24 protein-coding genes are annotated in these 24,916 nt (G+C 74.5%); 16 read left to right on the forward strand and 8 right to left on the reverse strand.

Annotated features, from left to right (window positions below; all coding sequences use genetic code 11):
- Nucleotides 1–19: 19 nt before the first annotated feature.
- Together ANAE109_RS08820 and ANAE109_RS08825 are read right to left on the reverse strand one after the other, a co-directional pair.
- A complete protein-coding gene (locus ANAE109_RS08820) occupies nt 20–967 on the reverse strand; it encodes a cation diffusion facilitator family transporter (protein WP_012096510.1) in 948 nt (315 codons plus the stop codon).
- A gap of 124 nt (nt 968–1,091) precedes the next feature.
- Nucleotides 1,092–2,276, reverse strand: coding sequence for a 6-phosphofructokinase (locus ANAE109_RS08825; RefSeq protein WP_012096511.1), 1,185 nt, complete (start codon nt 2,274–2,276; stop codon nt 1,092–1,094).
- Between the two features lie 73 nt (nt 2,277–2,349).
- On the opposite strand from ANAE109_RS08825, the gene ANAE109_RS08830 reads away from it, so the two are divergent.
- Nucleotides 2,350–4,122, forward strand: a complete 1,773-nt coding sequence (locus ANAE109_RS08830; RefSeq protein WP_012096512.1) for a monovalent cation:proton antiporter-2 (CPA2) family protein — start codon at nt 2,350–2,352, stop codon at nt 4,120–4,122.
- A gap of 179 nt (nt 4,123–4,301) precedes the next feature.
- Here ANAE109_RS08830 and ANAE109_RS08835 read toward each other — a convergent pair whose 3' ends face one another.
- Both ANAE109_RS08835 and ANAE109_RS08840 read right to left on the reverse strand, forming a co-directional pair.
- Nucleotides 4,302–5,051 (reverse strand): NYN domain-containing protein, encoded by a 750-nt coding sequence (locus tag ANAE109_RS08835; protein ID WP_012096513.1) that lies wholly within the window; start codon nt 5,049–5,051, stop codon nt 4,302–4,304.
- Between the two features lie 67 nt (nt 5,052–5,118).
- Nucleotides 5,119–7,029 (reverse strand): BTAD domain-containing putative transcriptional regulator, encoded by a 1,911-nt coding sequence (locus ANAE109_RS08840; RefSeq protein ID WP_012096514.1) that lies wholly within the window; start codon nt 7,027–7,029, stop codon nt 5,119–5,121.
- A 136-nt stretch (nt 7,030–7,165) separates the two neighbouring features.
- On the opposite strand from ANAE109_RS08840, the gene ANAE109_RS08845 reads away from it, so the two are divergent.
- The 3 genes from ANAE109_RS08845 (at nt 7,166) to ANAE109_RS23365 (ending at nt 10,892) form a co-directional block, all read left to right on the forward strand.
- Nucleotides 7,166–8,563, forward strand: a complete 1,398-nt coding sequence (locus ANAE109_RS08845) for a tetratricopeptide repeat protein (RefSeq protein WP_012096515.1) — start codon at nt 7,166–7,168, stop codon at nt 8,561–8,563.
- Between the two features lie 39 nt (nt 8,564–8,602).
- Nucleotides 8,603–9,685, forward strand: coding sequence for a PLP-dependent aspartate aminotransferase family protein (locus ANAE109_RS08850; protein ID WP_041448221.1), 1,083 nt, complete (start codon nt 8,603–8,605; stop codon nt 9,683–9,685).
- A gap of 256 nt (nt 9,686–9,941) precedes the next feature.
- Nucleotides 9,942–10,892, forward strand: coding sequence for an Ig-like domain-containing protein (locus ANAE109_RS23365; RefSeq protein ID WP_012096517.1), 951 nt, complete (start codon nt 9,942–9,944; stop codon nt 10,890–10,892).
- 23 nt (nt 10,893–10,915) lie between these two features.
- On the opposite strand, the gene ANAE109_RS08860 is transcribed toward ANAE109_RS23365, so the two are convergent.
- Nucleotides 10,916–11,551 (reverse strand): tRNA-uridine aminocarboxypropyltransferase, encoded by a 636-nt coding sequence (locus ANAE109_RS08860; protein WP_234945276.1) that lies wholly within the window; start codon nt 11,549–11,551, stop codon nt 10,916–10,918.
- A gap of 135 nt (nt 11,552–11,686) precedes the next feature.
- Between ANAE109_RS08860 and ANAE109_RS08865 the strand changes: the two genes are divergently transcribed.
- The 9 genes from ANAE109_RS08865 to ANAE109_RS08905 all read left to right on the forward strand — a co-directional run bounded on the left by ANAE109_RS08865 (nt 11,687) and on the right by ANAE109_RS08905 (nt 19,337).
- Complete coding sequence (locus ANAE109_RS08865) at nt 11,687–12,289, forward strand: phosphorylase (RefSeq protein WP_012096519.1); 603 nt, start codon at nt 11,687–11,689, stop codon at nt 12,287–12,289.
- Entirely contained in the window at nt 12,286–12,768 is a 483-nt protein-coding gene (ybaK, locus tag ANAE109_RS08870; protein ID WP_012096520.1) for a Cys-tRNA(Pro) deacylase, read from the forward strand. The genes ANAE109_RS08865 and ybaK overlap by 4 nt, the downstream gene beginning before the upstream one ends.
- A 365-nt stretch (nt 12,769–13,133) precedes the next feature.
- Entirely contained in the window at nt 13,134–14,429 is a 1,296-nt protein-coding gene (locus ANAE109_RS08875) for an ISAs1-like element ISAnsp9 family transposase (RefSeq protein WP_011985640.1), read from the forward strand.
- A 235-nt stretch (nt 14,430–14,664) separates the two neighbouring features.
- A complete protein-coding gene (locus tag ANAE109_RS08880; protein WP_012096521.1) occupies nt 14,665–15,192 on the forward strand; it encodes a ribonuclease H in 528 nt (175 codons plus the stop codon).
- A 349-nt stretch (nt 15,193–15,541) separates the two neighbouring features.
- The gene (locus ANAE109_RS08885) at nt 15,542–16,990 is read left to right on the forward strand and encodes an aminoacyl-histidine dipeptidase (protein WP_012096522.1); all 1,449 of its coding nucleotides are present in this window, start codon (nt 15,542–15,544) and stop codon (nt 16,988–16,990) included.
- Nucleotides 16,991–17,109: 119 nt separating this feature from the next.
- Nucleotides 17,110–18,264: a DUF748 domain-containing protein gene (locus ANAE109_RS08890; protein ID WP_012096523.1), complete on the forward strand. Its 1,155-nt coding sequence runs from the start codon at nt 17,110–17,112 to the stop codon at nt 18,262–18,264.
- Nucleotides 18,261–18,701: a peptidoglycan-binding domain-containing protein gene (locus tag ANAE109_RS08895; protein WP_012096524.1), complete on the forward strand. Its 441-nt coding sequence runs from the start codon at nt 18,261–18,263 to the stop codon at nt 18,699–18,701. The genes ANAE109_RS08890 and ANAE109_RS08895 overlap by 4 nt, the downstream gene beginning before the upstream one ends.
- Nucleotides 18,702–18,808: 107 nt before the next feature.
- On the forward strand, nt 18,809–18,994 hold the full coding sequence (locus ANAE109_RS08900; protein ID WP_012096525.1) for a hypothetical protein: 186 nt from the start codon (nt 18,809–18,811) through the stop codon (nt 18,992–18,994).
- A gap of 88 nt (nt 18,995–19,082) precedes the next feature.
- Nucleotides 19,083–19,337 (forward strand): hypothetical protein, encoded by a 255-nt coding sequence (locus ANAE109_RS08905; RefSeq protein WP_143827936.1) that lies wholly within the window; start codon nt 19,083–19,085, stop codon nt 19,335–19,337.
- Nucleotides 19,338–19,404: 67 nt separating this feature from the next.
- Here ANAE109_RS08905 and ANAE109_RS08910 read toward each other — a convergent pair whose 3' ends face one another.
- Both ANAE109_RS08910 and ANAE109_RS08915 read right to left on the reverse strand, forming a co-directional pair.
- Nucleotides 19,405–19,728, reverse strand: a complete 324-nt coding sequence (locus tag ANAE109_RS08910) for an FKBP-type peptidyl-prolyl cis-trans isomerase (RefSeq protein WP_012096527.1) — start codon at nt 19,726–19,728, stop codon at nt 19,405–19,407.
- A gap of 191 nt (nt 19,729–19,919) precedes the next feature.
- Nucleotides 19,920–20,447, reverse strand: coding sequence for a ferritin family protein (locus ANAE109_RS08915; protein WP_012096528.1), 528 nt, complete (start codon nt 20,445–20,447; stop codon nt 19,920–19,922).
- 216 nt (nt 20,448–20,663) lie between these two features.
- Here ANAE109_RS08915 and ANAE109_RS23370 point away from each other — a divergent pair, with 216 nt between their 5' ends.
- Nucleotides 20,664–21,617, forward strand: a complete 954-nt coding sequence (locus ANAE109_RS23370; RefSeq protein ID WP_049768553.1) for a lysophospholipid acyltransferase family protein — start codon at nt 20,664–20,666, stop codon at nt 21,615–21,617.
- Here the strand turns inward: ANAE109_RS23370 and ANAE109_RS08925 are convergent.
- Nucleotides 21,593–22,159 (reverse strand): DUF4112 domain-containing protein, encoded by a 567-nt coding sequence (locus ANAE109_RS08925; RefSeq protein ID WP_049768554.1) that lies wholly within the window; start codon nt 22,157–22,159, stop codon nt 21,593–21,595. The genes ANAE109_RS23370 and ANAE109_RS08925 overlap by 25 nt on opposite strands.
- On the opposite strand from ANAE109_RS08925, the gene cimA reads away from it, so the two are divergent.
- On the forward strand, nt 22,158–23,726 hold the full coding sequence (cimA, locus tag ANAE109_RS08930) for a citramalate synthase (protein ID WP_012096531.1): 1,569 nt from the start codon (nt 22,158–22,160) through the stop codon (nt 23,724–23,726). The two genes, ANAE109_RS08925 and cimA, sit on opposite strands and share 2 nt — an antisense overlap.
- Entirely contained in the window at nt 23,723–24,787 is a 1,065-nt protein-coding gene (gene leuB / locus ANAE109_RS08935; protein WP_012096532.1) for a 3-isopropylmalate dehydrogenase, read from the forward strand. The genes cimA and leuB overlap by 4 nt, the downstream gene beginning before the upstream one ends.
- Nucleotides 24,788–24,916 lie beyond the last annotated feature (129 nt).

Consider the following 24,916-nt stretch of genomic DNA (forward strand, 5'->3'; position numbering starts at 1 on the left):
TCGCGCCGAAGCGGCCGCTTCAGCGGCGCCGGCCGGTGGGATCCCCCGCGGTCGGCGCGGCGCGATCGAGCCCCTGATCCTCGAACGAGACCGGCTCCTCTATGGGCTCGAGGTGCGTCGTCACCGTCGCGTTCGGGATCACCGCGCGGACGTCGCGCTCGATCTCCTCGAGCAGCGCGTGCCCGCGGCGCACGCTCCAGGCGCCCGGCACGAGCACGTGCATGGAGACGAACCGGCGCGCCCCGGCCTGGCGGGTGCGCACGGCGTGGAACCGTACGTGATCGGCGGTGTGGCGGGCGAGGACCTCGTCGACCGCGCGCCGCTCGGCGTCCGGGAGCGCGGTGTCGAGCAGCCCCAGCGCGGAGCGCCGAACGAGCTGGATCCCCGTCCAGACGATGTTCAGCGCCACGCCGAGGGCGAGGAGCGGGTCGAGCCGCAGCCAGCCCGTGAGGCCCACCGCTGCGATGCCGACCAGCACGCCCGCGCTCGTCCAGACGTCCGTCATGAGGTGGTGCCCGTCCGCCTCCAGCGCGATGGAGTGGTGGCGCCGTCCGGCGCGGAGGAGGACACGGGCCACCGCGAGGTTCACGAGCGAGGCCACGACGGAGACGCCGAGCCCGAGCCCGAGCTGCTCCAGCGGGCGCGGTTGCACGAGCCGGCCGGCGGCCGCCCAGACGATCCCTCCCGCGGCCACCAGGATGAGGATGCCCTCGGTCGCGCTCGCGAAGTACTCGGCCTTGCCGTGGCCGTAGGCGTGCTCGTGGTCCGGCGGGCGGGCCGCCACGGTGACCATGACGAGGGTCATCACCGCCGCGGCGAGGTTCACGAGCGACTCCATCGCGTCGGAGAGCAGGCCGACGGAGCCGGTCATGCGCCAGGCGAGCGTCTTCAGGGCGATCGTGGCGATCGCGGCGCCGATGGAGAGCCAGGCGAAGCGCGCCAGGGCGGGTGGGGTGGGGTGGGTCATCGGCTGCGGCCCCCGTCGGGACGAGGGCCGGGGGCGGTTGTGCACCGACGGCGCGGGCTCCGCAAGCGCCGCGGAGCCGCAGGGCGGCGGGGGCGAGAGCGCGAGGGCTCGCCGGGCGCGGGCCTCACGCGCGATTCAGGAACACGGGGAGGCCGCGCTTGTTCGCGTAGATCGGGCGCAGCCGGTCGGTGTTGTACATCGACGCGACGTCGATCTTGCGGGGCCCGAGCTTCGGATCGGGGATCGGCACGAGGTCGTACTTGCCGTCGACGATGGCGGACATGAGGCCGCTCTTGCCCTCGAGCAGGGCGTCGAACGCCATCGTGCCGAAGGTGTTCGCGACGAGCTTGTCCACGAAGTCGGGATCGCCGGAGCGCAGGTCGTAGGTCAGGTCGGAGACGATCGTCTCCTCGCCGGCGACCCGCTTGATGGCGTCCGAGAGCGACTCGGCGACGCTCGCCTTCTTGCGGTGCCCGAACGCGTCCGGCTCACCGTACTCCTGGACCTTGTAGCCCTCCCACTCCGCGCCCTCGGAGAGCACCACCAGGGCGTAGCTCGAGGGGTTCTGCTGCTTGTCGGTCACCAGCAGATCGATGAGGTGCTCGAGCTTGGGCTTGTGCTCGGGGATGACGCACCGGATGGAGGTCACGTACGCGGTGTAGAAGGCGGTGAACCCCGCGTCGCGCCCGAAGATGCGGAAGACGCCGATGCGCTCGTGCGAGCCGACGGTGGTGCGCTGCCGCTCGATGGCGCCGATGGCGCGGGTGATCGCCGTCGAGAAGCCGATGCAGTACTCGGTGTTGCGGACGTCGTTGTCCATCGTCTTCGGGATCGCGATCACCTTCGCCCCGAGGTCGTGCAGCCGCGCGGCGTAGGAGAGCGTGTCGTCGCCGCCGATGGGGAGGAGGTAGTCGATCTTCAGGGCCTCCAGGTTCGCGAGCACCGCGCTGGAGACGTCGAAGGTGGTGGAGGTGATGCCCTTCTTCGTGGTCTCCGCCGCCGGGAAGCTCTTCCCCTCGAGGTGCGGCGGCAGCTTCTTCATGCGCGCCGGGTTGGTGCGGCTCGAGTGCAGGAAGGTGCCGCCCGTGCGGTCGATCGTGCGGGTGTTGTCGCGCGTGAGCGCCCGCACGTACCGGCCGCGGCTCGCGGGATCGTCCAGGTCGAGGTGGGTGAGCCCTTCCCACCCGCGCCGGATGCCGAGGACCTCCACGTCGTGGTCCGCGGCCCGGTAGACGACGCTCTTGATGACGGAGTTGAGGCCGGGGACGTCGCCCCCGCCCGTGAGGATCCCGACGCGCATTCGTGCCATGCGCGTAATCCTATGCGCACTCCGCTCGAGGCGCCGCTAAGAACCCGCGGTCGGCCCCCCCGCGGAGGTGCCCTTGTCGTTCCTGCGCTCGGCGTTCGTGTACCTGGCGGCGGCGGTGGTGGTCGTGCCGCTCGCGTCGCACCTCGGCCTGGGCTCCGTCCTGGGCTACCTCGTCGCGGGCGCGCTCGTGGGCCCCCACGGGCTGGCACTCTCCGGCAACCCTGAGGCCGTCCTCCACGTGGCCGAGCTCGGCGTGGTGCTGCTCCTGTTCCTCGTCGGGCTCGAGCTCGATCCCCGCCGGCTGGTCGAGCTGCGCCGCGACGTCTTCGGGTTCGGCGGGCTCCAGGTCGCGCTCACCACCGTCGCGCTCGCCGGGGTGGCGCTCCTCGCCGGGCTCCCGTGGCGCGCCGCCGCCGTGGCGGGGATGGGCCTGTCCTTGTCCTCCACCGCGCTCGTGGTGCCGCTGCTGCAGGAGCGGCGCGAGCTCGGGACGCGCCACGGGCAGGGGGCGTTCGCGATCCTGCTCTTCCAGGACCTCGCGGTCGTCCTCATGCTCGCGCTGCTCCACGCGCTCGGGGCGCCCGCGCGGTCGCCCGAGCCCGCCTGGCTCGCGCTGGCGCGCGCGGCCGCCGTGATCGCGGGGGTGGTGCTCGCGAGCCGCTTCGTGGCGCGCCCGGTGTTCCGCTTCGTCGCGAAGCAGGGGAACCCGGAGCTGTTCACCGCGACGGCGCTCCTCCTCGTGGCCGGGACCGCGCTGGCGGTGTCGGCGGCGGGGCTCTCCATGGCGCTCGGCGCCTTCCTCGCCGGGGTCCTGCTCGCCACGTCCGAGTTCCGGCACGAGCTGGAGGCGGACGTGGCGCCGTTCAAGGGGCTGCTCCTCGGCTTGTTCTTCCTGGCGATCGGCATGACCGCCGACCTGGGGGTGCTCGCCGAGCGGCCGCTCGTGGTGCTCGGCCTGGTGGCGGGTCTCGTCGCGCTCAAGGTGCTGGTGGGCGTCGCCGTCGGCCGCGCGGCCCTCGGCCAGGCGGAGCCCGCGCTCGCGCTCGCCGTGCTCCTCTCCCAGGGCGGCGAGTTCGCGTTCGTGCTGTTCAGGCTGGCCGCGGCGGACGCGGTGATGGACGGGGAGCTCGCGTCGCTGCTCGTCGTGGCGGTGACCCTCTCGATGGCGACCACGCCCGCGCTGTTCGCGCTGCACCGGCGGGTGGTCCGGCCGCTCCTGCGCACCCGCCAGGCGCGGGCGTTCGACGTGCGTCCGGACGGCGAGCCGCCGGTGGTGATCGCGGGCTTCGGCCGGGTGGGCCAGGTCGTGGCGCGGGTGCTGGCGGCGAAGCGCATCCCCTTCACCGCCATCGACGCGAGCCCCGAGCACATCGACTTCGTGCGGCGCTTCGGGAACGAGGTCTTCTACGGCGACGTCTCGCGCCTGGACCTCCTCCGAGCGGCGCGGGTGGGGCGAGCGCGGCTGTTCGTGCTCGCGATCGACGACGTCGAGGCGTCGGTGCGCACGGCCGAGGTGGTGAAGGAGCACTTCCCGCACGTGACCATCCTCGCGCGGGCCAGGAACCGGCAGCACGCGTACCGCCTGCGCCGGCTCGGGGTGCGGCGCATCGTGCGAGAGACGCTCCACTCGTCGCTCGAGATGACCGTCGACGTGCTGCAGGCGATGGGGATCGACTACGTCGCGGCGCGCACCGCGGTGGACCGCTTCCGCGACCACGACGCCGCGCAGTTCGAGGCTTCCTGGCAGCACCAGGACGACCTCGACAAGCTCACCGACATCGCGCGGCGCGGCCGGGAAGAGCTGGAGCGGCTGTTCGAGGAGGACGCGCGGTCCAGGTCTGCATGATCGGAGAGCATCGAGCGGGGGCCGCCCATCGGCCACCGGCTCGAGGCGCACGAAACCGGAGCCGAGGCTGGCACCCGCAGCGACGAACGCCGAGGCGTACTGCTTCCGTACGCCGCAGGCCCGAAGGAGCGAGGACGCCAGCCGCAGGCCCGGGATCTTGCGCCGCGACGGTACTCAGGTCAGGCAGCTGGAACGACGTACCACTGGCCCTTCGCCCCCTGCTCCAGCTTGAGCAGCCCCTCCTTCTCCATGGCCTCGAGGAGGCGGCTGAACGAGGAGAAGCCGTGGTCCCGCTCGTCGAAGTCCGGCTCGCGCCGGACGATGGCGGCCTTGATGGCGGAGGGGTTCACGGGCGAGGTGGCGCGCCCCAGCATGGCGGCCGCCGCCTCGCGCGCGACTTCGGGGACCACCTTCTCCTTCGCGGGCCGCTCCTTCTCCTTCGCGTCGGCGCGCTTCTTCCCGCCGGGCCGCAGGTAGATGAACTGGTCGCAGGCCTTCACGAAGAGCGGGCTCGTGGCCTCGCGGACCGCCATCCCGATGACGTTGCGGTCGTTCTCGCGCAGCTTGTAGGCGAGCGGGCAGAAGTCGGAGTCGCCGGAGGCGATCACGAACGTGTCGATGTGCTCGCGCAGGTAGGCGAGCTCGAGGGCGTCGATGACGAGCCGGACGTCGGCGCCGTTCTTGCCGGCCCGGGTGGAGGGGGGCACGTCCACGAGCTCGACGCCCTTGTCGTGGAGACGCTGGGTCGCCTCGGCGAAGCGGGTCCAGTCGGCGTACGCGCGGCGGAACACCACCTTGCCCTTCTCGAGCAGCGCGTCGAGCGCGGGCTGCAGGTCGAAGGTCTCGGCCGAGAGTCCGGTGCGGGTGACGAGGTTCTCGAAGTCGATGAACAGGGCGATGCGCTGGTCGTGGCTGGGGTCGCGCTTCATGGAGTCTCCCGGGCCCGGCGCGGACCCGCGCGCGCACCCTCGCAGGGAAGGCCTGCCGGCGCAAGCGTCAAGGGCACGCGAGCCCCGCGCGCGCGAGCCCCGCGACGACCCACTCCCGGTCCTCGGGACGCCGCAGCGGGTTGACGTGCAGCACCCAGCGGACCGGCTCGTCGGCGGCGAACGGCCGCCCCCGCACGATCCCCGCCCGGAACCGCTCGACGAACCGGCGCGCGTCGTCGCGGGCGCCTGCGTCGTCCCCGAGGTGCGCGCGGGCGACCGCGAGGAAGGCGCGCGTGTCCACGTGGCCGTCCGGCGCGCGCGCGAGGAGGTCGAGCGCCTCGCCCGGGCGGCGGGCGACGAGGTGGTTCGCGGCGACGCACGGCAGGTACCAGTCCGCGTGGAACGGGTTGAGCCGCCGCGCCGCCTCGCCCAGCGCGAGCCCGCGCTCGGGCTCGCCGAGGTAGGCGTACCCGACGGCGAGGTGCGCGAGCACGTCCGGCTCGTTCGGGTTGAGGGCGTGCGCGCGCGAGAGGTGCTCGGCGGCGCGTTCGAACTCCCTGCGGTACAGGAGGATCCGTCCGAGGATGCACTGGGTGACGGGGTCGTGGGGATCGCGGCGGATGGCCTCCGCCGCGTACTCGAACGCCCTCCGCTCGGTCTCGTCCCAGCGATCCCACGCGGCGCAGCTCCAGTCGTTGAAGTGCGAGAGCGACAGCCCTGCCCACGCGCGCGCGTAGTCGCGATCGCGCGCGAGCGCCTGCTCGAACAGCCGGCGCGCCTCGAGATCGCTCTCCGGGGACCCGCGCTTCAGGCACTGCATGCCGCGCAGCCAGAGGGCGTGCGCCTCCAGCGACTCGGGCGGGAGGCGCGCCGCGGCCCGCAGCTCGGCCTCGTCGATGCGGAGCGCCAGGGCGCCGGCCACGGCCTCGGCGACGCGGTCCTGCAGCGCGAACGCGTCCGCGAGGTCTCCCTCGAAGCGCTCCGACCAGAGCTGCGCGTCGCCCTGCGCCACGGCGAGCCGCGCCGCGACGCGCAGCCTGCCGCAGGCGGCGCGCACCGTCGCGACGAGGAGGTAGTCCACGCCCGCCGGGGCTTCCCGGCGGCCGGCGGCAGGCGCCACCACCCGCAGGGTTCGAAACCGGGAGAGGGCGCCGATCACGTCCTCCTGGAGGCCACGCGCGAACGCCTCGTGGGCGGGGTCGGCGGACAGGAGCTCGAACGGGAGCACCGCCAGCCCCGGCGTGCGGGTCGGCGACGGCTCGGCGCGCGGGGTCTCCCCCGCCAGCTCGCGGCGCAGCGTCTCGGTCTCCGGCGCGGGCGCGACCGACAGCTCGCGGCGCAGCGTCTCGCGGCAGCGCTCGTACTCGCGGAGCGCGCCGGCGCGATCGCCCCGGGCCGCGAGGGCGCGCATGCGCGCGCGCCAGCCTTCCTCGAAGGCGGGATCGATCGCCAGCGCGACCTCGGCGAGGGCGAGGACCTCGTCCCCCGCGACGCCGCGGGCGAGCGCCGCGCGGATCGCGGTGAGCATCCTCCGCTCGAGCACCGCGCGCTCCGACTCCACCCACGCGTCAAAGGTGTCCTCGACCGGGGGGAAGCCGGCGAGGAGCGGGCCGCGGTGAAGCGCGATCGCCTCCGCGAGGTCGCCCGTCCCCGCGATCGCCGCGCCGAGGCGCGCGACGTCCACCGAGACGCCGCGGGCGTCGAGCGACACGGCGTCGCCGCCCGCCGACGGGCCCGGCGCGCCGGCCTCCTCGAACGCCCGCCGGATGGCGGCCAGCGCCTGGCGGAGGCTCCCGCGTCCCTGCGCGTCGGGGCGATCCGGCCACAGCAGTCCGGCGAGCTGCGCGCGCGAGACCGGCTCGCCCGGCCGGAGGGCGAGGCGGGCGAGGAGCGCCTCGGTCTTGCGCGTGGGGAGCGATACACGACGGCCGTCCGCCGCGATCTCGAGCCCTCCGAGCAGCCGGATCTCGATCGCCATCTCCGTCTCCAGAGGGCAAGCCCATAACGCGGCGCGGTCGCGCGCCGATTTCCCGGCCGGGTCGCGCGCCGTTCACGCCGGCTTCACGGAGGCGCGCCATCCTCCGCTCGTACCCGCCGCCCGAAGGAGCCGAGCCATGCCGATGCTGCGCGACACCCGAGGCCTCGAGGTCTCCACCCGCAACCCCAGGTCCCTGGAGGCGTACGAGCGCGCCTCCGACGAGCTCCACCGCTACTCCGGCAACCCGCTCGCCACGATCGACGCCGCCCTGGCCGAGGACCCGGGGTTCGCGCTCGGGCACTGCCTGAAGGCCGCGCTCGCCGTCGGGGCGACCGAGCGGCCGCTCGAGCCGATGCTCCGCGCGGCGGTGGAGGCCGCGGAGGCGCTCGCGGCGGGGGCGACGGAGCGTGAGCGCGCCCACGCCGCCGCGGCGCGGGCGTGGCTGGAGCGCGACTTCGACGGCGCGCTCGACCGGTACGCGCGCCTCGCCATCGACCACCCGCGCGACGCCCTCGCCGTCCAGATCGCGCACGTCCTCGCGTTCTACCTCGGCCGTCAGCTCGCCCTGCGGGACGTGGTCGCGCGCGCCCTGCACGCGTGGGACGAGCGGGTGCCCGGCTACGGCTACCTGCTGGGCATGTACGCGTTCGGCCTCGAGGAGAACGGCGACTACGCCCGCGCGGAGGAGGTCGGGCGCCGCGCCGTCGAGCTCGACCCGCGCGACGGCTGGGCCAGCCACGCCGTCGCGCACGTCATGGAGATGCAGACGCGCCTGCCCGAGGGCATCGCCTGGCTGGAGCAGGGGAGCCGGGGCTGGGACCCGGACAACGCGTTCGCCTACCACAACATCTGGCACCTCGCGCTCTACCACCTCGACCTGGGCGACGTGGGGCGCGTGCTCGACCTCTACGACACGCGCGTGCGCCCGCACCGCAGCGACGTGGTGCTGGAGCTCGTCGACGCGTCGGCGCTGCTCTGGCGGCTGCACCTCGGCGGCCACGGCGTGGGCGCGCGGTTCGAGGCGCTCGCCGACGACTGGCGGTCGCGGCTCGCCGACGACTACTACGTGTTCAACGACGTCCACGCGCTCATGGCGTTCCTCGGCGCGCACCGCGAGGCCGACGCCGGAGCGCTCCTGGCCGCGGTCGAGCGGCGCGCCGGAGAGGCCGGGTCCAACGGCCGGATGGCGCGCGAGGTCGGGCTCCCCGCCTGCCGGGCCCTGGTCGCGTTCGACCGCGGTGATTTCCGGACGTGCGTGGACTTGCTCCTCCCGCTGCGCGACACGGCCGTCCGCTTCGGCGGCTCGAACGCGCAGCGCGACGTGCTCGCGCAGACGCTCATCGAGGCGGCCATGCGCGGCGGCGACGCGGCGCTGGCGCGGGCGCTCGCCTCCGAGCGGGCGCGCCTGCGCCCGGGGAGCCCCGCGACCTGGGTGGTGCAGGCGCGGGCGCTCGATCTCGCGGGTGCGCCGGAGGAGGCGGCGAGCGCGCGCGACCGCGCGCTGCGGCTCCGGGCGCGGCTGCTCGCGGCGTAGGGCTTGCCCGGGGGAGGGTGCGGACGGAGGATGCGCCGCATGGCCACGGACCTCACCCTCCGCCCGGACACCCTCGCCCTCCACGCCGACGCCGGTGTCGAGCGCACCTCCGACGTCGCGCCGCCCATCCACGTCTCGACGACCTTCGCCGCCGGCGACGACGAGGGGCTCGTCTACGCCAGGCAGGACCAGCCGACGAGGCGCCGCCTCGAGGCGGTGCTCGGCGCGCTCGACGGCGGCCACGCGGTGACGTTCGCGTCGGGGCAGGCCGCCGCCACGGCGGCGCTGCTGCACCTGCGGCCGCGCCGCGTCGCCATCGCGCCGGGCGGCTACCACCTGACGCACGCCGCGATCGACGCGCTCGCGCCGTGCGGGATCGAGGAGGTCCCGCTCGACGCCGAGGTCGGCGCGGGCGACGTGGTCTGGCTGGAGACGCCGAAGAACCCCACCTGCGAGCTGCAGGACATCGCGAGCCACGCCGCCCGGGCGCGCGCGGCCGGGGCCCGGCTCGTGGTGGACGGCACGTTCGCGACGCCGGTGCTGCAGCAGCCCCTCGCGCTCGGCGCGGACCTCGTCTACCACTCGATGACGAAGTTCCTCGCCGGCCACTCCGACGCCCTCGGCGGCGTGCTGGTGGCGCGGGACCAGGCGCTCGCGGAGGGGCTCCGCGCGACGCGCACCGTGACCGGCGGCGTGCCCGGCGCGCTCGAGACCTGGCTCGTGCTGCGCGGCGTGCGCACCCTCGGCCTGCGCGTCCGCCAGCAGACCGCGAACGCCACCCGGCTCGCCGCGTTCCTCGAGCGTCGCGTCGCGCGCGTGTGGCACCCCTCGCTCCCGTCGCACCCCGGCCACGAGCTCGCGAAGCGGCAGATGCGCGGGCCGGGCCCGATCCTCTCGATCGAGCTCGGGAGCGAGGCGGCGGCCCGCGCCCTCCCGAGGGCGCTGCGGATCTTCCGGGACGCGACGTCGCTCGGCGGGGTGGAGTCCCTCGTCGAGTGGAGGCGGAAGCAGGACCCGCACGCCCCGCCTGCGCTCCTGCGGCTCGCCGTCGGGATAGAGGATCCGGACGACCTCGAGGGGGACCTCGCGCGGGCGCTCGAGGAGGTGGGCGGGGGCAGGTGAGGGGTTCCTCGGAAACCGCCCGGCGCATGACAGGCCCCGGGGAGCGGCCATTCCCGGACGAGGGGCTGCTCCCCGCTCGTGGTGAGCCTGTCGAACCACGAGCGAGGTGGCCGTCGAGGTCCCGTCGCGATCCGGCGCTCTTCCACCGCCGGACGTCACGCAGCGTGTCCGTCGTTCCCGCGACTCGCGCGCTGGCTGGTGCGCACCTACCTCTGCGAGCGAGCAGCCGTCCGTTCGCTCGCCCAGGGAGCAGCGCATGTACCTCCAGCCCCGCCTCATCCGGGATGTCGCCTTCCTCACCCTCGCCGTCGCGACGCTGTCTGCGTGCAGTGGCGAGAACAGCCCCTCCTCGCAGGCGCGCCTCGCCGGGATCCAGGTCCTCCCGGCCAGCGCCGAGCCGATCCCGGTCCCGACGGGGCTCACGGTCCGCTTCACCGCGCTCGGCACGTTCTCGGACGGTACGAAGCGCGACGTGACCGGCGACGTGATCTGGAGCTCCTCGTCACCCGCCGTCGCGACCGTCTCGAACGCGCCGGGCGACTCCGGGACGGCCACCGCGGTCGCGCCGGGCACGGCGGAGATCGCGGCCGCCGATCCGAAGAGCGGCGTCACCTCCTACGCGACGGTGCAGGTGCTGGAGGCGCAGGTGCAGGAGCTCGCGGTGGCGCCCGTCGCCCCGACGCTCCTCGTCGGGAGCACCCTGCAGATGCAAGCGAACGCGATCCTGACCGACGACACGGGAGCCGACCTCGCGGCGAGCGTGACCTGGACGTCGTCGGACCCGGCGGTCGCGACCGTGACCCCGAATGGGCTCGTCACGGCCGTGGCGGTCGGCACCGCCACCATCACCGCGGCCGACGCCATGACGGGGCTGTCGGACGGCACGCCCGTCTCGGTGACGGCGCTGCCCGCCGCCCTGTCGTTCCTCTCGCTCAGCCGGGGATCCGTGGTCGGCGGCGGGCCCGTGCAGATCACCGGGACGGTGATGCTGACCTCTCCCGCCACGGAGCTCGTGGTCGTGTCCCTGGCGAGCAGCGACGCGGCGGTCGTCTCGGTGCCCGACTCCGTCGTCCTGCCCGCCGGCGCGCAGAGCGCGAGCTTCGCGGTGACCACCTCGGCCGTCGCTCGAAAGACCGCGGTGTTCCTCAGCGCTACGCGCGAGGACGTGAGCAAGACCGCGAAGCTGAACGTCCGCGTCGCCCGGTAGCCGCGGGGTTCCGGCGGCTTCGGCTACTCGCTCGCGGCGAAGCGGCTCCCCGGCCGGTGGCGGGGGTTCCGCCGCTCCCCGCGCGCGCAGGCGAGCTGCTTCGCGACGCTCGCGCGGAACGCGTCGCCGAGCGGCGCGAACCGCTCCGGATCCCGCTCGAGCGCGCCGAGCGCGAGCGCGACCGCCTCGGCGGTGGAGAGGTGCTCCGGCCCCGGCTCGCGCCGCAGCGCGCCGTAGCCGCTCGCTGCTCCGGCGATCCCGACGCGCGGCAGCGCCGCGAGGGTCGGCGACGCGCGGAGCATCTTCTCGGCCTGCGCCCAGGTGCCATCCACGACGAGCAGGATCGGGGGCGGCGTCTCCCACGCCGTCGCGGGGACGGAGCCCTCGCCCGGGAACAGGAGGGCGGCGCCCGGGACGGCCGCCGCGGCGCGCACCGCGGGGTGCGCCTCGAAGGCGACGCCCCGGTGCAGCTCGCAGTTCTCGAGCGCGAGGCGGGTGAGCCACGCGCTGCAGATGGCGAGCCGCGCCTCCCGCGGGTGCTGGAGCAGCACGACGCGGGTCCGCGAGGGGATGACCGGGAGCTCCGCGCAGACGCAGAAGTCGGTCGGGCGGAGGCAGCGGCGGCAGGAGGGACGCATCCGGGCGCGGGAGGAGACCACGAACGACCGCGCCGCGTCGAGCGCGGCGGGGAGGCGAGAGCGGCTACGGGCTCGAGGCTCCAGGGTTCGGAAACGGCGGACTGGTGAGCCTCTCCCGTGGCCCGTGGCCCGCACCCCGTCGTACCATGCGCGCCGATGTCCGCTCGACGTCTGCTGCTCGCCGCCTTCCCGCCGGAGCTCGCCGGCCTCGACGCCGCCCCTCCCGACGGGTGGACGGTCGCCTGCACCGGCGTGGGGGCGATCGCCGCCGCGGTCGAGACGGCGCGGCTCCTCGCCCTGCACGGCCCGGAGCGCGTCCTCTTCGTCGGAACCTGCGGGGCGTACGACGCGCGGCTCGCGCCGGGCGACCTCCTCGCCGCCTCGGAGGCGATCGCGACCTCGCTCGAGGAGCGCGCCGGGCGCGCCTACCGGCCCGCGCTCGAGCGCACCCGTTGGCCGGCCACCTGGACGCTGCCGCTCCCCGCGCACGCCGTCGCCGCGCCGCCGGCGATCACCGTCACCGACGAGGGTGCGCGCGCCCTCGCGGAGCTCGCCGCGGCGGAGCACCTCGAGCTCACCGGTGTCTTCGCCGCGTGCGCGGCCGCGTCCGTTCCGGTCGCCGCGGCGCTCGCGGTCGCGAACCGCGTCGGTCCCGCCGCGCACGCCGAATGGAAGGCGCGTCACGGCGAGGTGAGCCGCGCGCTGGTCGAGGCGCTGCGCGCGCGCGGCGTCCTCGGCGCCGAGGAGCTCCTCGAATGAGCAAGACCCCGTCCACCCCCGCCACGCGCCTGCTGCGCCAGCACAAGGTGCCCTACACCGAGCACCCGTACCGCTACGAGGAGCACGGCGGGACGGCGGTGTCGGCGCGCGAGCTGGGCGTCGACGAGCACGCCGTGGTGAAGACGCTCGTCATGGAGGACGACGCCGGCGCCCCGCTCGTCGTGCTCATGCACGGCGATCGGGAGGTCTCCACGAAGGCCCTCGCGCGCCAGCTCGGCAGGAAGACCGTCCAGATCTGCAAGCCGGACGCCGCGCAGCGCCACAGCGGCTACCTCGTCGGCGGCACGAGCCCGTTCGGCACGCGCAAGGCGATGCCGGTGCACGTCGAGCGGACCATCCTCGACCTGCCGAAGATTTACGTGAACGGCGGATCGCGCGGCTTCCTCGTGGGGATCGCGCCCGCCGATCTCGTGCGCGTCCTCTCGCCGGTGGCGGTGGACGTGGCGATCGAGGGGTGAGGCCGATTCTGCTCGTGGTTCGACAGGCTCACCACGAGCGGGCAGGAGGTGCCGCTCGCCCTGAGTCGGCCACCACGTCGTCGAAGGCCCGCTTCAGCGGTCCGGGCCGACTCCCGCCTGTCGGGGGCCGGCCCAGACCTGATTGGTGACCAGTCGGGCGGCCGCCGGCGTCCCTGAGCAGCGCCGCAGGGTTGAGGTCCAAGCCGATCCACGACCCGGCGTGCGCAAGTTCGCACGCTGATCTCACCGAGGGTACGAAGAAAGAGCGGCGGGTGATCCTAGCCGATCACCCGCCGCGAACGGCCTGTCGCTGGGTAGGAGCCCGGCGTGAGCCAACGACCCCGAGATCTTACGGGAGGAGATCGGTGAGGGAAAGACGAGTTCGCCGGGTGGCCGGGCTGCTGCGTGCCCGCCTCCCGGAGCTGGACCTTGAGGCGGTGCCCGACGTCCGCGCCAGGGAGGGACGCTGGTCGCTGGCGGAGATCCTCACGGGGGTCCTTCTCGGCATCGTGGCCGGGGCGCGGAGCTTGGCCGAGGCCGAGGAGCTGACCGACGGGATGAGCCCCGCGGCACGCCGGCTCGCCAGCGTGCCACGACGGCTTCCGGACACCACGGCGCGCGACGCGCTCTGCGCCGTGCCGCTCGACGGGCTTCGCGCGGCGCTGCACCGGCTCGTGCGGGCCGCGTGGCGCCGCAAAGCGCTCACGCCGGTGGACCTGCCGGTCGGGGTGGTCGCGCTCGACGGCAAGGTCACGGCGTTGCCGACGCTGAACCATCCGCTCATCCAGAACCAGCACCCCGACGTCGGGCTGCCCTACGGCCTCGCCCGCACGGTCACCTGCGCGCTCGTCTCGGCGCCGGGGCGGCCGTGCATCGACGCGGTCCCGATCCCGGCGGAGACAAACGAGGCGGGTCACTTCCAGCACGTCCTCGCGGGCCTCGTTGAGACCTACGGCGCGTTGTTCCAGGTGGTGACCTACGACGCGGGCGCGCTGTCCGAAGCCAACGGCGCTGCGGTAGTCGCGGCGGGCAAGGACTACGTGTTCGCCCTAAAGAACGATCACTTCACGATGGTGAAGCTCGCGACCGAGCTGCTCGACCCGCACGAGATCGCGGCGCGGCGCGAGGACGTCCTCGACAACGCGACGACGGCAACGCGCGAGATCCAGATCCTCGCCGTGGACCCGAGCCACGGATACGGCGCGGGCAAAGGGCCCGAGGAGTCGGTCTGGTCGCATGCGAGGACCTTCCTGCGCGTGACCTCGACGGTGCGCCGCTCCGGCGTCGTGATCGAGCGTGACAGTCGGCTCTTCGTGTCGAGCCGAGCGGCCGACCAGCTCACGCCGGACCAGTGGCTCCAGGTCGTCCGCGCGCACTGGGGTGTCGAGAACAACAACCACCACACGCTCGACACCGCCTTCGCCGAGGACGAGCGGCCGTGGATCGCCGCCGACGCGAACGGCATGCTGGCGGTGCTCCTGCTCCGCCGCATCGCGTACACGCTGCTCGCGCTCTTCCGGGCGGTGACGCTCCGCTCGGACGACCACCGCGCGATGCGCTGGCTCGCCCTGCTGCGCTGGGTGCGCGACGCGCTCATCGTCCTCTCCGCGGAGCACGTCGAGAACCTGCGTCTTCGCTCGCTCGCCGTCGCCACACGCTGACATCGCCGGGCTCCTACCCGCGGCGAGCGAACATCGAAGGGACCTGAGGGCGGGCGGCGGGCGCGTCGGCGCCGGCCGGCTGCGGCCGCTGCTTGCCTCGACGTCCAGGCCGACCGCCGGCCCGGCACCCCGGAACGAGAGCCTAACCCTGGGATCGGCGTGACCGATCAGGTCTGGGGGGCCGGCCGCGCTGGGCGCGGGGGCGTCAGAGCGGGCGGTTAGCTTGCCCGCGCCCATGCCTGCAGACACCCCCGCCCGCTACCTCGCCTTCGCCGACGGTTCCTCGCTCTCGAACCCCGGCGGTCCCGGCGGGACCGGCTTCGTGGTGGTGGACCGGGCGCGGCCCGCGCTGCGCTTCGGCGCGACCCGCTGGGTGACCGACGGGACCTACGCCGTCACGAACAACCGCATGGAGCTGCGCGCCGTCCTGGAGGCGCTCGACGGCCTGCCGGAGGGCGAGGCCGTGGACGTCGTGTCGGACTCGCGCTACGTGGTGGACGCGCTGTCGAAGTGGATCCACGGCTGGCGGAAGAAGGGCTGGAGGACCGCGGCCGGCGAGCCGGTGCTGAACCGCGATCTCATCGAGGCGCTCGACGCGCGCGGCCGCGAGCTGCGCGTCCGCTACTCCTGGGTGCGCGGCCACGACGGCCATCCCGTGAACGAGGTCGTGGACGCCCTCGCTCAGTCCGCGGCCCGGGGCGCGACGGGGCCCTCGGAGGCGAACGTGATCGAGGCGCTGCGCGCCGCGGCGGTGATCGGCTAGACGGTCTCTGCCCGGGCCGTCACCACGCGGCGAGCCGGCAGTCCTCGCAGGCGTGCATGTAGTGGCCGTAGGGCTTCAGGCAGCGCAGGCACGCGCGCCGGCCGCAGACGGCGCAGGTGCGCGAGTCCTGCGGTCGCACCGGCTCCTCGCACGAGGCGCAGCGGAGGTCTTCTTCCCGCGGTCGGTCGGGCGCTCCGGGCTCCACGCCGCTAAGTTCGCACGCCCCGCCGGCCCGAGCAGCCCCCGGACGGAGGGCGGTCCAGCCCCGCCGGGCGACCCCCACCGCCGAGCGCCGGAACCGCTCGTGTTACCCTGCGCGCCCATTTCCAACCGGCACCGGAGGCCCATCGTGAGCGATCTCCTGAACGACCTCGAGCCCAGGCTCCTCTGGCGGTACTTCCTCGAGCTCTCCCGGATCCCGCGCGGCTCGAAGCGCGAGGCGGAGGCGGCCCGCTGGGTCGCGGACCAGGGCCGCGCGCTCGGCTGCGAGGTCCTGACCGACGCGCTCGGGAACGTGCTCATCCGCAAGCCCGGCACGAAGGGGCGCGAGGATCGCCCCGGCGTGTGCCTGCAGGGCCACGTCGACATGGTCTGCGAGAAGAACGAGGGGACGGCGCACGACTTCGCGCGCGATCCCATCGCCGTCCACCGGGAAGGAGACGTGGTCCGGGCGCGCGGGACGACGCTCGGCGCGGACAACGGCATCGGCGTCGCCGCCGGCCTCGCCGTGCTCGCGAGCCAGGACGTGCGCCACGGGCCGGTGGAGGTGCTCGTCACGATCGACGAGGAGACCGGGCTGACGGGCGCGAAGGGGCTCGCGCCCGGCTGGTTCCGCTCGCCCTTCCTCCTCAACCTCGACAGCGAGGAGGAGGGCGAGCTCACCATCGGGTGCGCCGGCGGCGTGGACACGGTCGCGACGCGCCGGGTCTCGTTCGCCGCGCCGGCGCCGGGCACCGTCGCGCTGCGCCTCAAGGTCTCGGGCCTCAAGGGAGGCCACTCCGGCATCGACATCTCGGCCGGGCGCGGAAACTCGCTCCGCATCCTGGCCCAGGTGCTCGATGCGCTCGTCGCGCGGCACGGCGTCGCCATCGCGGCGGTGAACGGCGGCAACAAGCGCAACGCCATCCCCCGCGAGGCCTCCGCGATGCTGCGCGTCGAGGCCGGGCGCGAGGGGGCGCTGCGCGAGGACGTGGCGCGGCTCGCGCGCGAGTGGCGCGCGGCGCTCGGCGCCTTCGACCCGAACCTCGCCATCGACGTCGAGCCGGGCGCGGCCGACCGTGTGCTGGCCCCCGCCGACGCGCAGGCGGTCGTGGGCCTGCTCCTCGCGGGGCCGCACGGGGTGGAGGCGATGAGCCCGGACATCGCCGGCCTCGTCCAGACCTCGACGAACCTCGGGCTCGCGCAGACGCAGGACGACGCGGTGCTCGTCACCTTCCTCACCCGGAGCGCGATCGACGCCTCCCGGCAGGCGCTCGCGGCGCGCATCGCGGCGACCTGCGCGCTCGCGGGCTTCGACGCGCGCCAGGAGGGCGGCTACCCCGGCTGGAAGCCCGAGCCCGGCTCCTCGCTCGTGAGGCTCGTGGACCGGGTGCACGCGGAGGTCTTCGGCAAGCCGATGGTGGTGAAGGCGATCCACGCCGGCCTCGAGTGCGGCCTCATCGGCGAGAAGTACCCCGGGGTCGAGATGGCCTCCATCGGCCCGGACATCAAGGACGCCCACACGCCCGACGAGCACGCCAGCATCTCCTCCGTCGCGGCGTTCTGGCGGCTCCTCGTGGCGGTGCTCGAGCGCGTCTGATCGAGGCGGCCTCGCCCCGCGCGCGCCCCGCGCGGCGAGCGGGCGTGCCCCCGGGCACCGGCCGGCGGCCGCGGCCCTCGCGCATGCGCGCGCCGTGGGGCAGGCCCTAGGTTCTCGACATGCGCCGCGGTCCGAAGCGCCTCCTCGTCGCGCTCGGCGTCCTCGCGCTGCTGCTCGTCGCGGCGCGCGCGGCGCTGGATCCGCTCGTCACCTGGCGGACGCGGAAGGTCCTCGCCGGGATGGAGGGCATGCGCGGGCGCTTCCAGGACGTGGAGGTGAGCGTCCACGACCTCTCCTACGCGATCACCGGGCTTCGCATCGAGAAGCTGGGCCCCGAGGGCGAGGCGCTGCCGTACTTCCAGGTGGAGCGCGCCCGGTTCGGCCTGTACTTCAAGGAGCTCCTGGGCGGGCACGTGGTCGCGGCGGTCGATCTCGAGGCACCCAAGCTCACGCTCGTCAGCGCGAAGGCGCCGTCGAGGGAGCAGGGAGTCGAGGAGGCGCCGGAGGTCGGGCGCGGGCTCGAGGAGCTGACGCCGTTCCTGCTCGACCGGCTGCAGGTGAAGGACGGCGAGCTGCTCTGGGTGGACGAGTCGGAGCCGGAGAAGCCGGAGCTCTGGCTGCACCGGCTCGAGGGGACGCTGGAGAACTTCGCGACGCGCAAGGCGCTCGCGAAGAACGAGCCGACGGTGCTGGCCGCGCGCGGGGTGCTGCAGCGCTCCGGGGCGGTCTCGGTGTTCGCCACGGCCGATCCCCTCGCGAAGAAGCTCACCTTCGCGGGCCAGGGTCGGCTCGAGGGGCTGAAGCTCGCCGAGCTCGCGACGCTGGTGGGCTCGAAGGCCGGGATCGCGCCGGATCGGGGCGAGCTGGACATGTCGGTGCGGTTCCGCGCCGAGGACGGCCGCATCTCGGGAGGCGTCCGCCCGATCGTGAAGGACGGGGGGATGCGGCCCGCGAAGGACGGGCTGGGCGCGAAGCTCAAGGCGCTCCTCGCGGACGCCTCGCTGGAGCTCTTCAGCGACGACGTCGCCGGGCGCGACGCCGTGGCGACCACCATTCCGCTCGAGGGCACCGTCCACGACCCGAAGGCGCAGGCGGTGCCCACCGTGCTCGGGATCCTGCGGAACGCCTTCGTGCGGGGGCTGCAGGACGGGCTCTCGGGGCTCCCGCCGCCGAAGGCGAGGGAGAAGGAGGGCGTCCTGAAGCAGGCCCGCCGCGCGCTGTCGCCCAAACGCGAGGCGCAGCCGCGGGCGCAGCCGGAAGGGAAGGGCGAGTGACTGCCGGCGTGACGCGGCGCCGGGCCGGGCTGGCGCTGCTCGGAGCGATGGCGCTCGCGGCGTGCCGTCACCCGCAGCAGACGACGTCCCCGGAGGCCGAGCCGGAGGAGGCGCAGGAGCAGAAGCCCGAGGCGCCCGACCAGCCGGAGGAGAAGGGGGTGCCGCCGGAGGCGGGCCGGCCGCGCATCCCCGCGAGCCCGGAGGCGCTCCTCGCGCCGGGGGCGGTGAAGGACCTCCAGCGCGCCCTCACCGACCGCGGCCTCCTCGGCACCCATCGGGCGGGGGAGCTCGACGACGCGACCTCCCGCGCCATCCGCCGCTTCCAGGAGTCGGAGCAGCTCGCCGCGACGGGCTTCCCCGACCGCGAGACGCTGCAGCGGCTCGGCCTCGATCCCGATCGCGCCTACGGGCGCGAGGGCGGGGGCGAGGGTGACTGAACCGAGCGGCCGCCCGCGCTAGACTGGAATCCCACGAGCGCGCAGGGGAGGCGGCCATCGAGTTCTTCCTGGATCGCGGGAACCCGCTTCACTGGATCGCCGCCGCGGTGCTGCTCGCGTCGGGGGTCGCCTGTGCCTGGCTGGGCGTGCGCGATGGGTTCATCCGCCGGACCATGAGGACGACCTCCGGCGTATTGACCGGCGGCAAGGCCGTGACCGCCGGGGTCCTCTACGTCGCGACCGGCGTCGCCGGCATCTGGGGCGCGGTCCAGTTCCTGCTGCGCGCGCGCTGACGCGCGTCCCCGGTTCGGTCGAACACAAGCAGGACGTCTCCTCGGAGCCACGACCGCTGCTAGGTTGGGCGAGCACGCGGAGGTGAACATGGCCCTGTTGCCGACCGCCCCGGAGCCGGACTGCTGGCAGCTCGTGGGGGAGGACGACGCGTCGACGCCGCCGACCGTCGCCCGGGTGCTGAACACCGTGGGGACCCGCCGGGAGTGGCGCCGCGCCGGGTTCCCGATCCTCTTCGACGAAGGGGGGGAGGTGAAGCACGTGCTGCGCTGCGGCCGGCTCTACCGCTTCCAGCTCGTCGACGAGGCGCGCGCGTCTGCGCTCCCGCACTGCGCGCCGCTCTAGCCTCTGCTCGCCGGCGTCCGGGTCGCGGAGCGGCGGCGGAGCCCGCCGTGGCAGGTCCGGCCGCGCGTCAATAGACGGCGAGCAGCTCGACCTCGAACACGAGGGTGGCGTTCGGCGGGATCGCCGGGGGCGCGCCGCGGGCCCCGTAGCCGAGCTCGGGAGGCAGCGTGAGCTTGCGCTTGCCGCCGACGCGCATCCCGGCGACGCCGCGATCCCAGCCTTCGATCACCTCGCCGGCGCCCAGCCGGAACGAGAACGGCTCCCCGCCCACCGACGAGTCGAACTGGGTCCCGTCGGTCAGCCAGCCCGTGTAGTGCACCTGCACGGTCTTGCCGCGCTCCGCCTCCAGGCCCTTCCCCTTCACCAGCTCCTCGATCTTGGGCTTCGCCATCCGGTCGTCCTCCCGAGGGGCTGCGAGATAGCAGGAAGCGCCGGCGAGCGCGACACCGTTCGACGACGTCACCGTTTCCGAGCCGCGGTCCCTCGGCCCATTCTCCTCCGACACGGCACCTCCGCCGCCGCGGCCGCGGGACCTCCCGCCGCCCCCGGCGGACGTCCTGCGCAGTGCTCGTCCCGGTTCCCTCAGTTCCCCGGATCCGACCCCGGCTCGTCCGCCTCGTCCTCCTCGACGTCCGGCCCCGGCGGCAGCTTCTCGAGCCGGGCGCGCACGAGCTCCTGGTGCTTCCGCTCCTCGCCTCGCAGCTCCTCGAAGAGCGCCCGCACCTCCGCGTCCTTCACGTGGGGCAGCGCCGACGAGAAGAACTCGAACGCCTTCTCCTCCGACGAGAGCGCCACCTCGAGCGCCTGGCGAGCCGACATGAACACCCGCGGCTTGCCCGGATCGGGCGCCTCCACGTCGTACAGCTGCTCGCGCGACACGCGGCTGGGCGCGTCGCCGAACCGGGCGCGGCGCCGCTCGGCGAGCTCGGCGCCGTGGCGCGTCTCGTACGAGGCCATGAGCCGGAACATGTCCGAGGCGTCGCCTGCGTAGCGACCTCCCACGACGCGGGTGAACTCCTGGTACCGGTCGCGAGCCTCCTCCTCGATCAGGATCGCGAGGTCGAGCGCGTCCTGCAGCGTGAGCGAGGCGTAGTCCAGCGCAGCGGTCATCGTTCCTCCGGGTGCGGCGCGGCGCGCCGGGACAGCGGGGTCCTGGGACGTCTCACTTACGCCGCACCTGCGGCTCGCGCACGCCCGGACGCGGGCTCCGTGAGGGGGACTGTCCGTCCTGGCTTCAGGAGCGCAGCCTTGCCGTGGCTCGCGCGGGGGAGGCGGACGTGCAGGCGACGCACGTCCGGCCGCGGCCGCCGGGCCGGGGGCAAGCCGATGTGGTTCTGGCGTCGCACGCCGGTCACGCAACAGGCCGCACCGGCCATCGATCGCGCGCTCGTGGACGGGACGCTCGTGCCGCTCGTCGAGCGTCTCGTCCGGCTCGGCTGGTTCTCGTTCGAGGTGGAGGGCGTGGAGCACGTGCCGCGCGCCGGGCGGGTCGTGTTCGCGCCCAACCACGCGGGCTGGTTCCCGCTGGATGCGTTCTTCCTCGCGCTCGCCGTGCGCCGCGCCCTCGGCGCCGAGGCGACGCCGTACTTCGCCGCCGCGGACGCCGCGCTCGCGGCGCCGGTGCTGGGGAGGTTCCTGAGCCGCGTGGGCGCCCTCCCGGCCTCGTCCTTCCGGCGCCCGGAGCGGCTTCCCCCCGAGATCCGTACCGTGGGGGTGTTCCCGGAGGGCGTCGACGGCAACACCAAGCCGTTCTGGGAGGCGTACCGGATGCGCCCGTGGAAACGCGGGTTCGTGCGGGTCGCCGCCGCGCTCGACGCGCCCATCGTCCCGGTCGCGATCCTCGGCGGCGAGGAGAGCCTGCCGGTCGCCTGGACCGTGCGCTTCCTCGAGCCGCTCCTCGGCTCGAGCGTCGGCCTGCCGGTGTTCGCGCTGCCGCTGCCGGCTCGCTGGAAGGTGGTGTTTCACCCTCCGGTGACGGTGGGGGCGCGCGGGCGCGCGGCCCTCGTCGACTCCGAGTACAGCAGCGCAGTCGCCCGCGCCGTGCAGGGCACCGTGCAGGACACGCTCGATCGCGCCGCGGCGAACCGGACGCTCGCGCAGGTGGCCTCGCTGGTCGCGATCGCGCGCGGCGCTCACCTGCCGGCGCGCGAGAGCGAGGCGCCGGTCGAGAGCGTCCCGCAGCGCCGGCCGGCGGCGCGCGACCGGCGCGCGCGCGCGGCCACCGGGCGGGCGCGCGCGCCGTCGCGACACGCCGGTCACCCGGCGCGCAGCTCTCCGTAGGCCCACGCCGCGAGGCGCCACGCGACGAACGCGACCGACGCGACGACGACGAGCGCTCCGAGCAGCACCGCCGCGACGAGCAGGCCACTCGCCCGCCGCGCCTCGCCCGGCGCGGCGACCCACTCCTCGAGCAGCCGCGCGTTGCGCAGGTTCGCCTTGAACCCTGCGTCGAACAGATCGCCGAGCAGCGGGACCGCGCCCACGAGCGCGTCCAGCGCGAGGTTCAGCCCCATCCGCGCGACGAGCACGGCGGGCGCGCCGAGCCGCCAGGCCGCGACGAGCACGTAGGCGCTCGCGAGCGACGTGACGACGTCGCCGACGCCCGGGAGCAGGCCCACGAGCGGATCGAGGCCGATGCGCAGCTCCGTGCCGGGGACGCGGAACGCCTCGTCGAGCCAGCGCGCGATGAGCCGGACCTCGCGCAGCCGCGGGCCGGTCGCCCGGCCGGCGCCGCCGCCGATTCTAGAATCGACGTGAGCGGTGGCCAGGGACGCGCGCCCCTGCCGTGTATACTCGCCCTTCTCTCTCGACGGACGGGCCATGATCCAGATCTACGACACGACGCTGCGCGACGGCACCCAGCGCGAGGGCATCTCGCTCTCGTGCGAGGACAAGCTCCGGATCGCGCGCCGCCTCGACGAGCTCGGCGTCGCGTTCATCGAGGGCGGATGGCCGGGCTCGAACCCGAAGGACGCCGAGTTCTTCGAGCGCGCCCGCGAGCTGCCGTGGCGCCGCGCCGCCATCGCCGCCTTCGGCTCCACGTGCCGGGTGGGCGGCGTCCCCGAGGACGACGCCAACCTGCGCGCGCTCGTCGACTCCGGCGCGCCGGTCTGCACCGTCGTGGGGAAGACCTGGACGCTGCACGTGACCGACGTGCTGCGCGCGAGCCTCGACGAGAACCTGCGCATCATCGAGCAGAGCCTCGCCTGGCTGCGCGAGCGGGGTCGCCGCGTGGTGTACGACGCGGAGCACTTCTTCGACGGCTGGCGGGCCGACCCGGCGTACGCGCTCGCCACGCTCGAGGCGGCCGCCCGCGGCGGCGCCGAGACGCTCGTGCTGTGCGACACCAACGGCGGCTCGCTCCCCTGGCAGATCGCGGAGACCGTCCGCGCGGTGCGGGCCAAGGTGAAGACCCCGCTCGGAATCCACGCGCACAACGACTCCGAGACCGCGGTCGCGAACTCGCTCGCCGCCGTCCACGAGGGCGCGGCCCACGTGCAGGGCACCATCAACGGGTACGGCGAGCGCTGCGGCAACGCGAACCTGTGCTCGGTGATGCCCGCGATCGAGCTGAAGCTCGGGCTGCGCTGCCTGCCGGAGGGCCACCTCCAGTCGCTCGCGGAGCTCTCGCACTTCGTGGCGGAGGTCGCGAACCTCGCGCCGGACGAGCACCTGCCCTACGTCGGCCGATCCGCCTTCGCCCACAAGGGCGGCATCCACGTCGCGGCCATGCGGCGCAACGCCGCCTCGTACCAGCACGTCGTGCCGGAGCTCGTCGGGAACCAGATGCGCGTCGTCGTCTCCGAGCTCTCCGGCCGCGGCAACCTGCTCTCGAAGGCCGAGGAGCTGGGGCTCGCCGCGGGCGCCGGCGTCGCCGACGTGCTCGAGGAGATCAAGGCCCTCGAGGCGCGGGGCTTCTCGTTCGAGGCGGCCGAGGCGTCCGTGGCGTTGATGATGAAGCGGCAGGATCCGAAGTACCGCCCGCCCTTCCACCTCGTGGACTTCCTCGTGAACGTGGAGCACCGCGAGGGCCGGGGGCTCTTCTCCGAGGCGATGGTGAAGGTCCGCGTGGACGGGGAGGTCCTGCACACCGCCGCCGAGGGCGACGGCCCGGTCGACGCGCTCGACGCCGCCTTGCGCAAGGCGCTCCTGCCGCGCTACCCGCGCGTCGCCGAGCTGCACCTCATCGACTACAAGGTCCGCATCCTGGACGGGAAGAACGGCACCGCGGCGGTCACGCGCGTGCTCGTGGACACGCAGGACGGCACGCGCCGCTGGAGCACGGTGGGCGCGTCGCCGAACATCATCGAGGCGAGCTGGCGCGCCATCGTGGACGCCCTGGAGTACGGGCTCACGGTCGCCGCCGAGAACGGAGGGAGCGAAGCGTGAGAGCGAAGATCGTGGTGCTGCCCGGTGACGGCATCGGGCCGGAGGTGACCGCGGAGGCCATCCGCGTGCTGCAGGCGGTGGCGAAGAAGGGCGGCCACACCTTCGAGCTCTCGGAGCACCTCATGGGAGGGTGCTCCATCGACCGGCACGGGACGGCGCTCACGCCGGAGGTGCTCGCCGCCTGCCAGGCGTCGAGCGCGGTGCTGCTGGGCGCGGTGGGCGGGCCGAAGTGGGACGACCCCGCGGCGAAGGTCCGCCCGGAGCAGGGCCTCCTCGCGCTGCGCAAGGGGCTCGGCGTCTTCGCGAACCTCCGCCCGGTGCGCGTGCACCCGGCGCTCGTGGACGCCTCCCCGCTGAAGCCCGACCGGCTCGCCGGCGTGGATCTGCTGGTCATCCGCGAGCTCACGGGCGGCCTCTACTTCGGCCAGCCGAAGGGGCGCGAGGAGAAGGACGGCCACGTGCGCGCGGTGGACACGCTCGAGTACCACGACTACGAGGTCCGCCGCGTCGTCGAGCTCGCGTTCAAGCTCGCGCGCGGGCGGCGTCGCAAGGTCACCTCGGTCGACAAGGCCAACGTGCTCGAGTCCTCGCGGCTGTGGCGGCAGGTGACGACCGCGATCGGCGCGGCGAACCCCGACGTCGCGCTCGACCACATGCTGGTGGACACCGCGGCGATGCGCCTCGTGACCAGCCCGGCGTCGCTCGACGTCGTCGTCACCGAGAACATGTTCGGCGACATCCTCACGGACGAGGCGTCCGTGCTCGCGGGCTCGATGGGCATGCTCCCGTCGGCCTCGGTGGGCGCCGGCGGCCCGGGGCTCTACGAGCCGATCCACGGCTCCGCCCCGGACATCGCCGGGCAGGGGATCGCGAACCCGCTCGGCACCATCCTCTCCGCCGCGATGATGCTCCGTCACTCGCTCGGCCTCGAGGCCGAGGCGGCGGCGATCGAGAAGGCGGCCGACGCCGCGGTCACCGAGGGTGCGCGCACCCGCGACCTCGGCGGGTCCCTGTCCACCGGCGCCATGGCGGACGAGGTGCTGCGGCGGCTGGGGACGTAGCCCCGCGGGGCGGCGGGCGGGGGCCTCCCCGCGCTCACCCCCCACGGCGCCCTTTCGCCCGCCTCCCTCGGGGACGGCCGGGCGATGGGGCGGCGCGGTGGCGTGACCCACCGTAAACTGAATGCGGGG

The sequence above is a fragment of the Anaeromyxobacter sp. Fw109-5 genome (genome assembly GCF_000017505.1).
In the GTDB taxonomy this organism is placed as follows: domain Bacteria; phylum Myxococcota; class Myxococcia; order Myxococcales; family Anaeromyxobacteraceae; genus Anaeromyxobacter.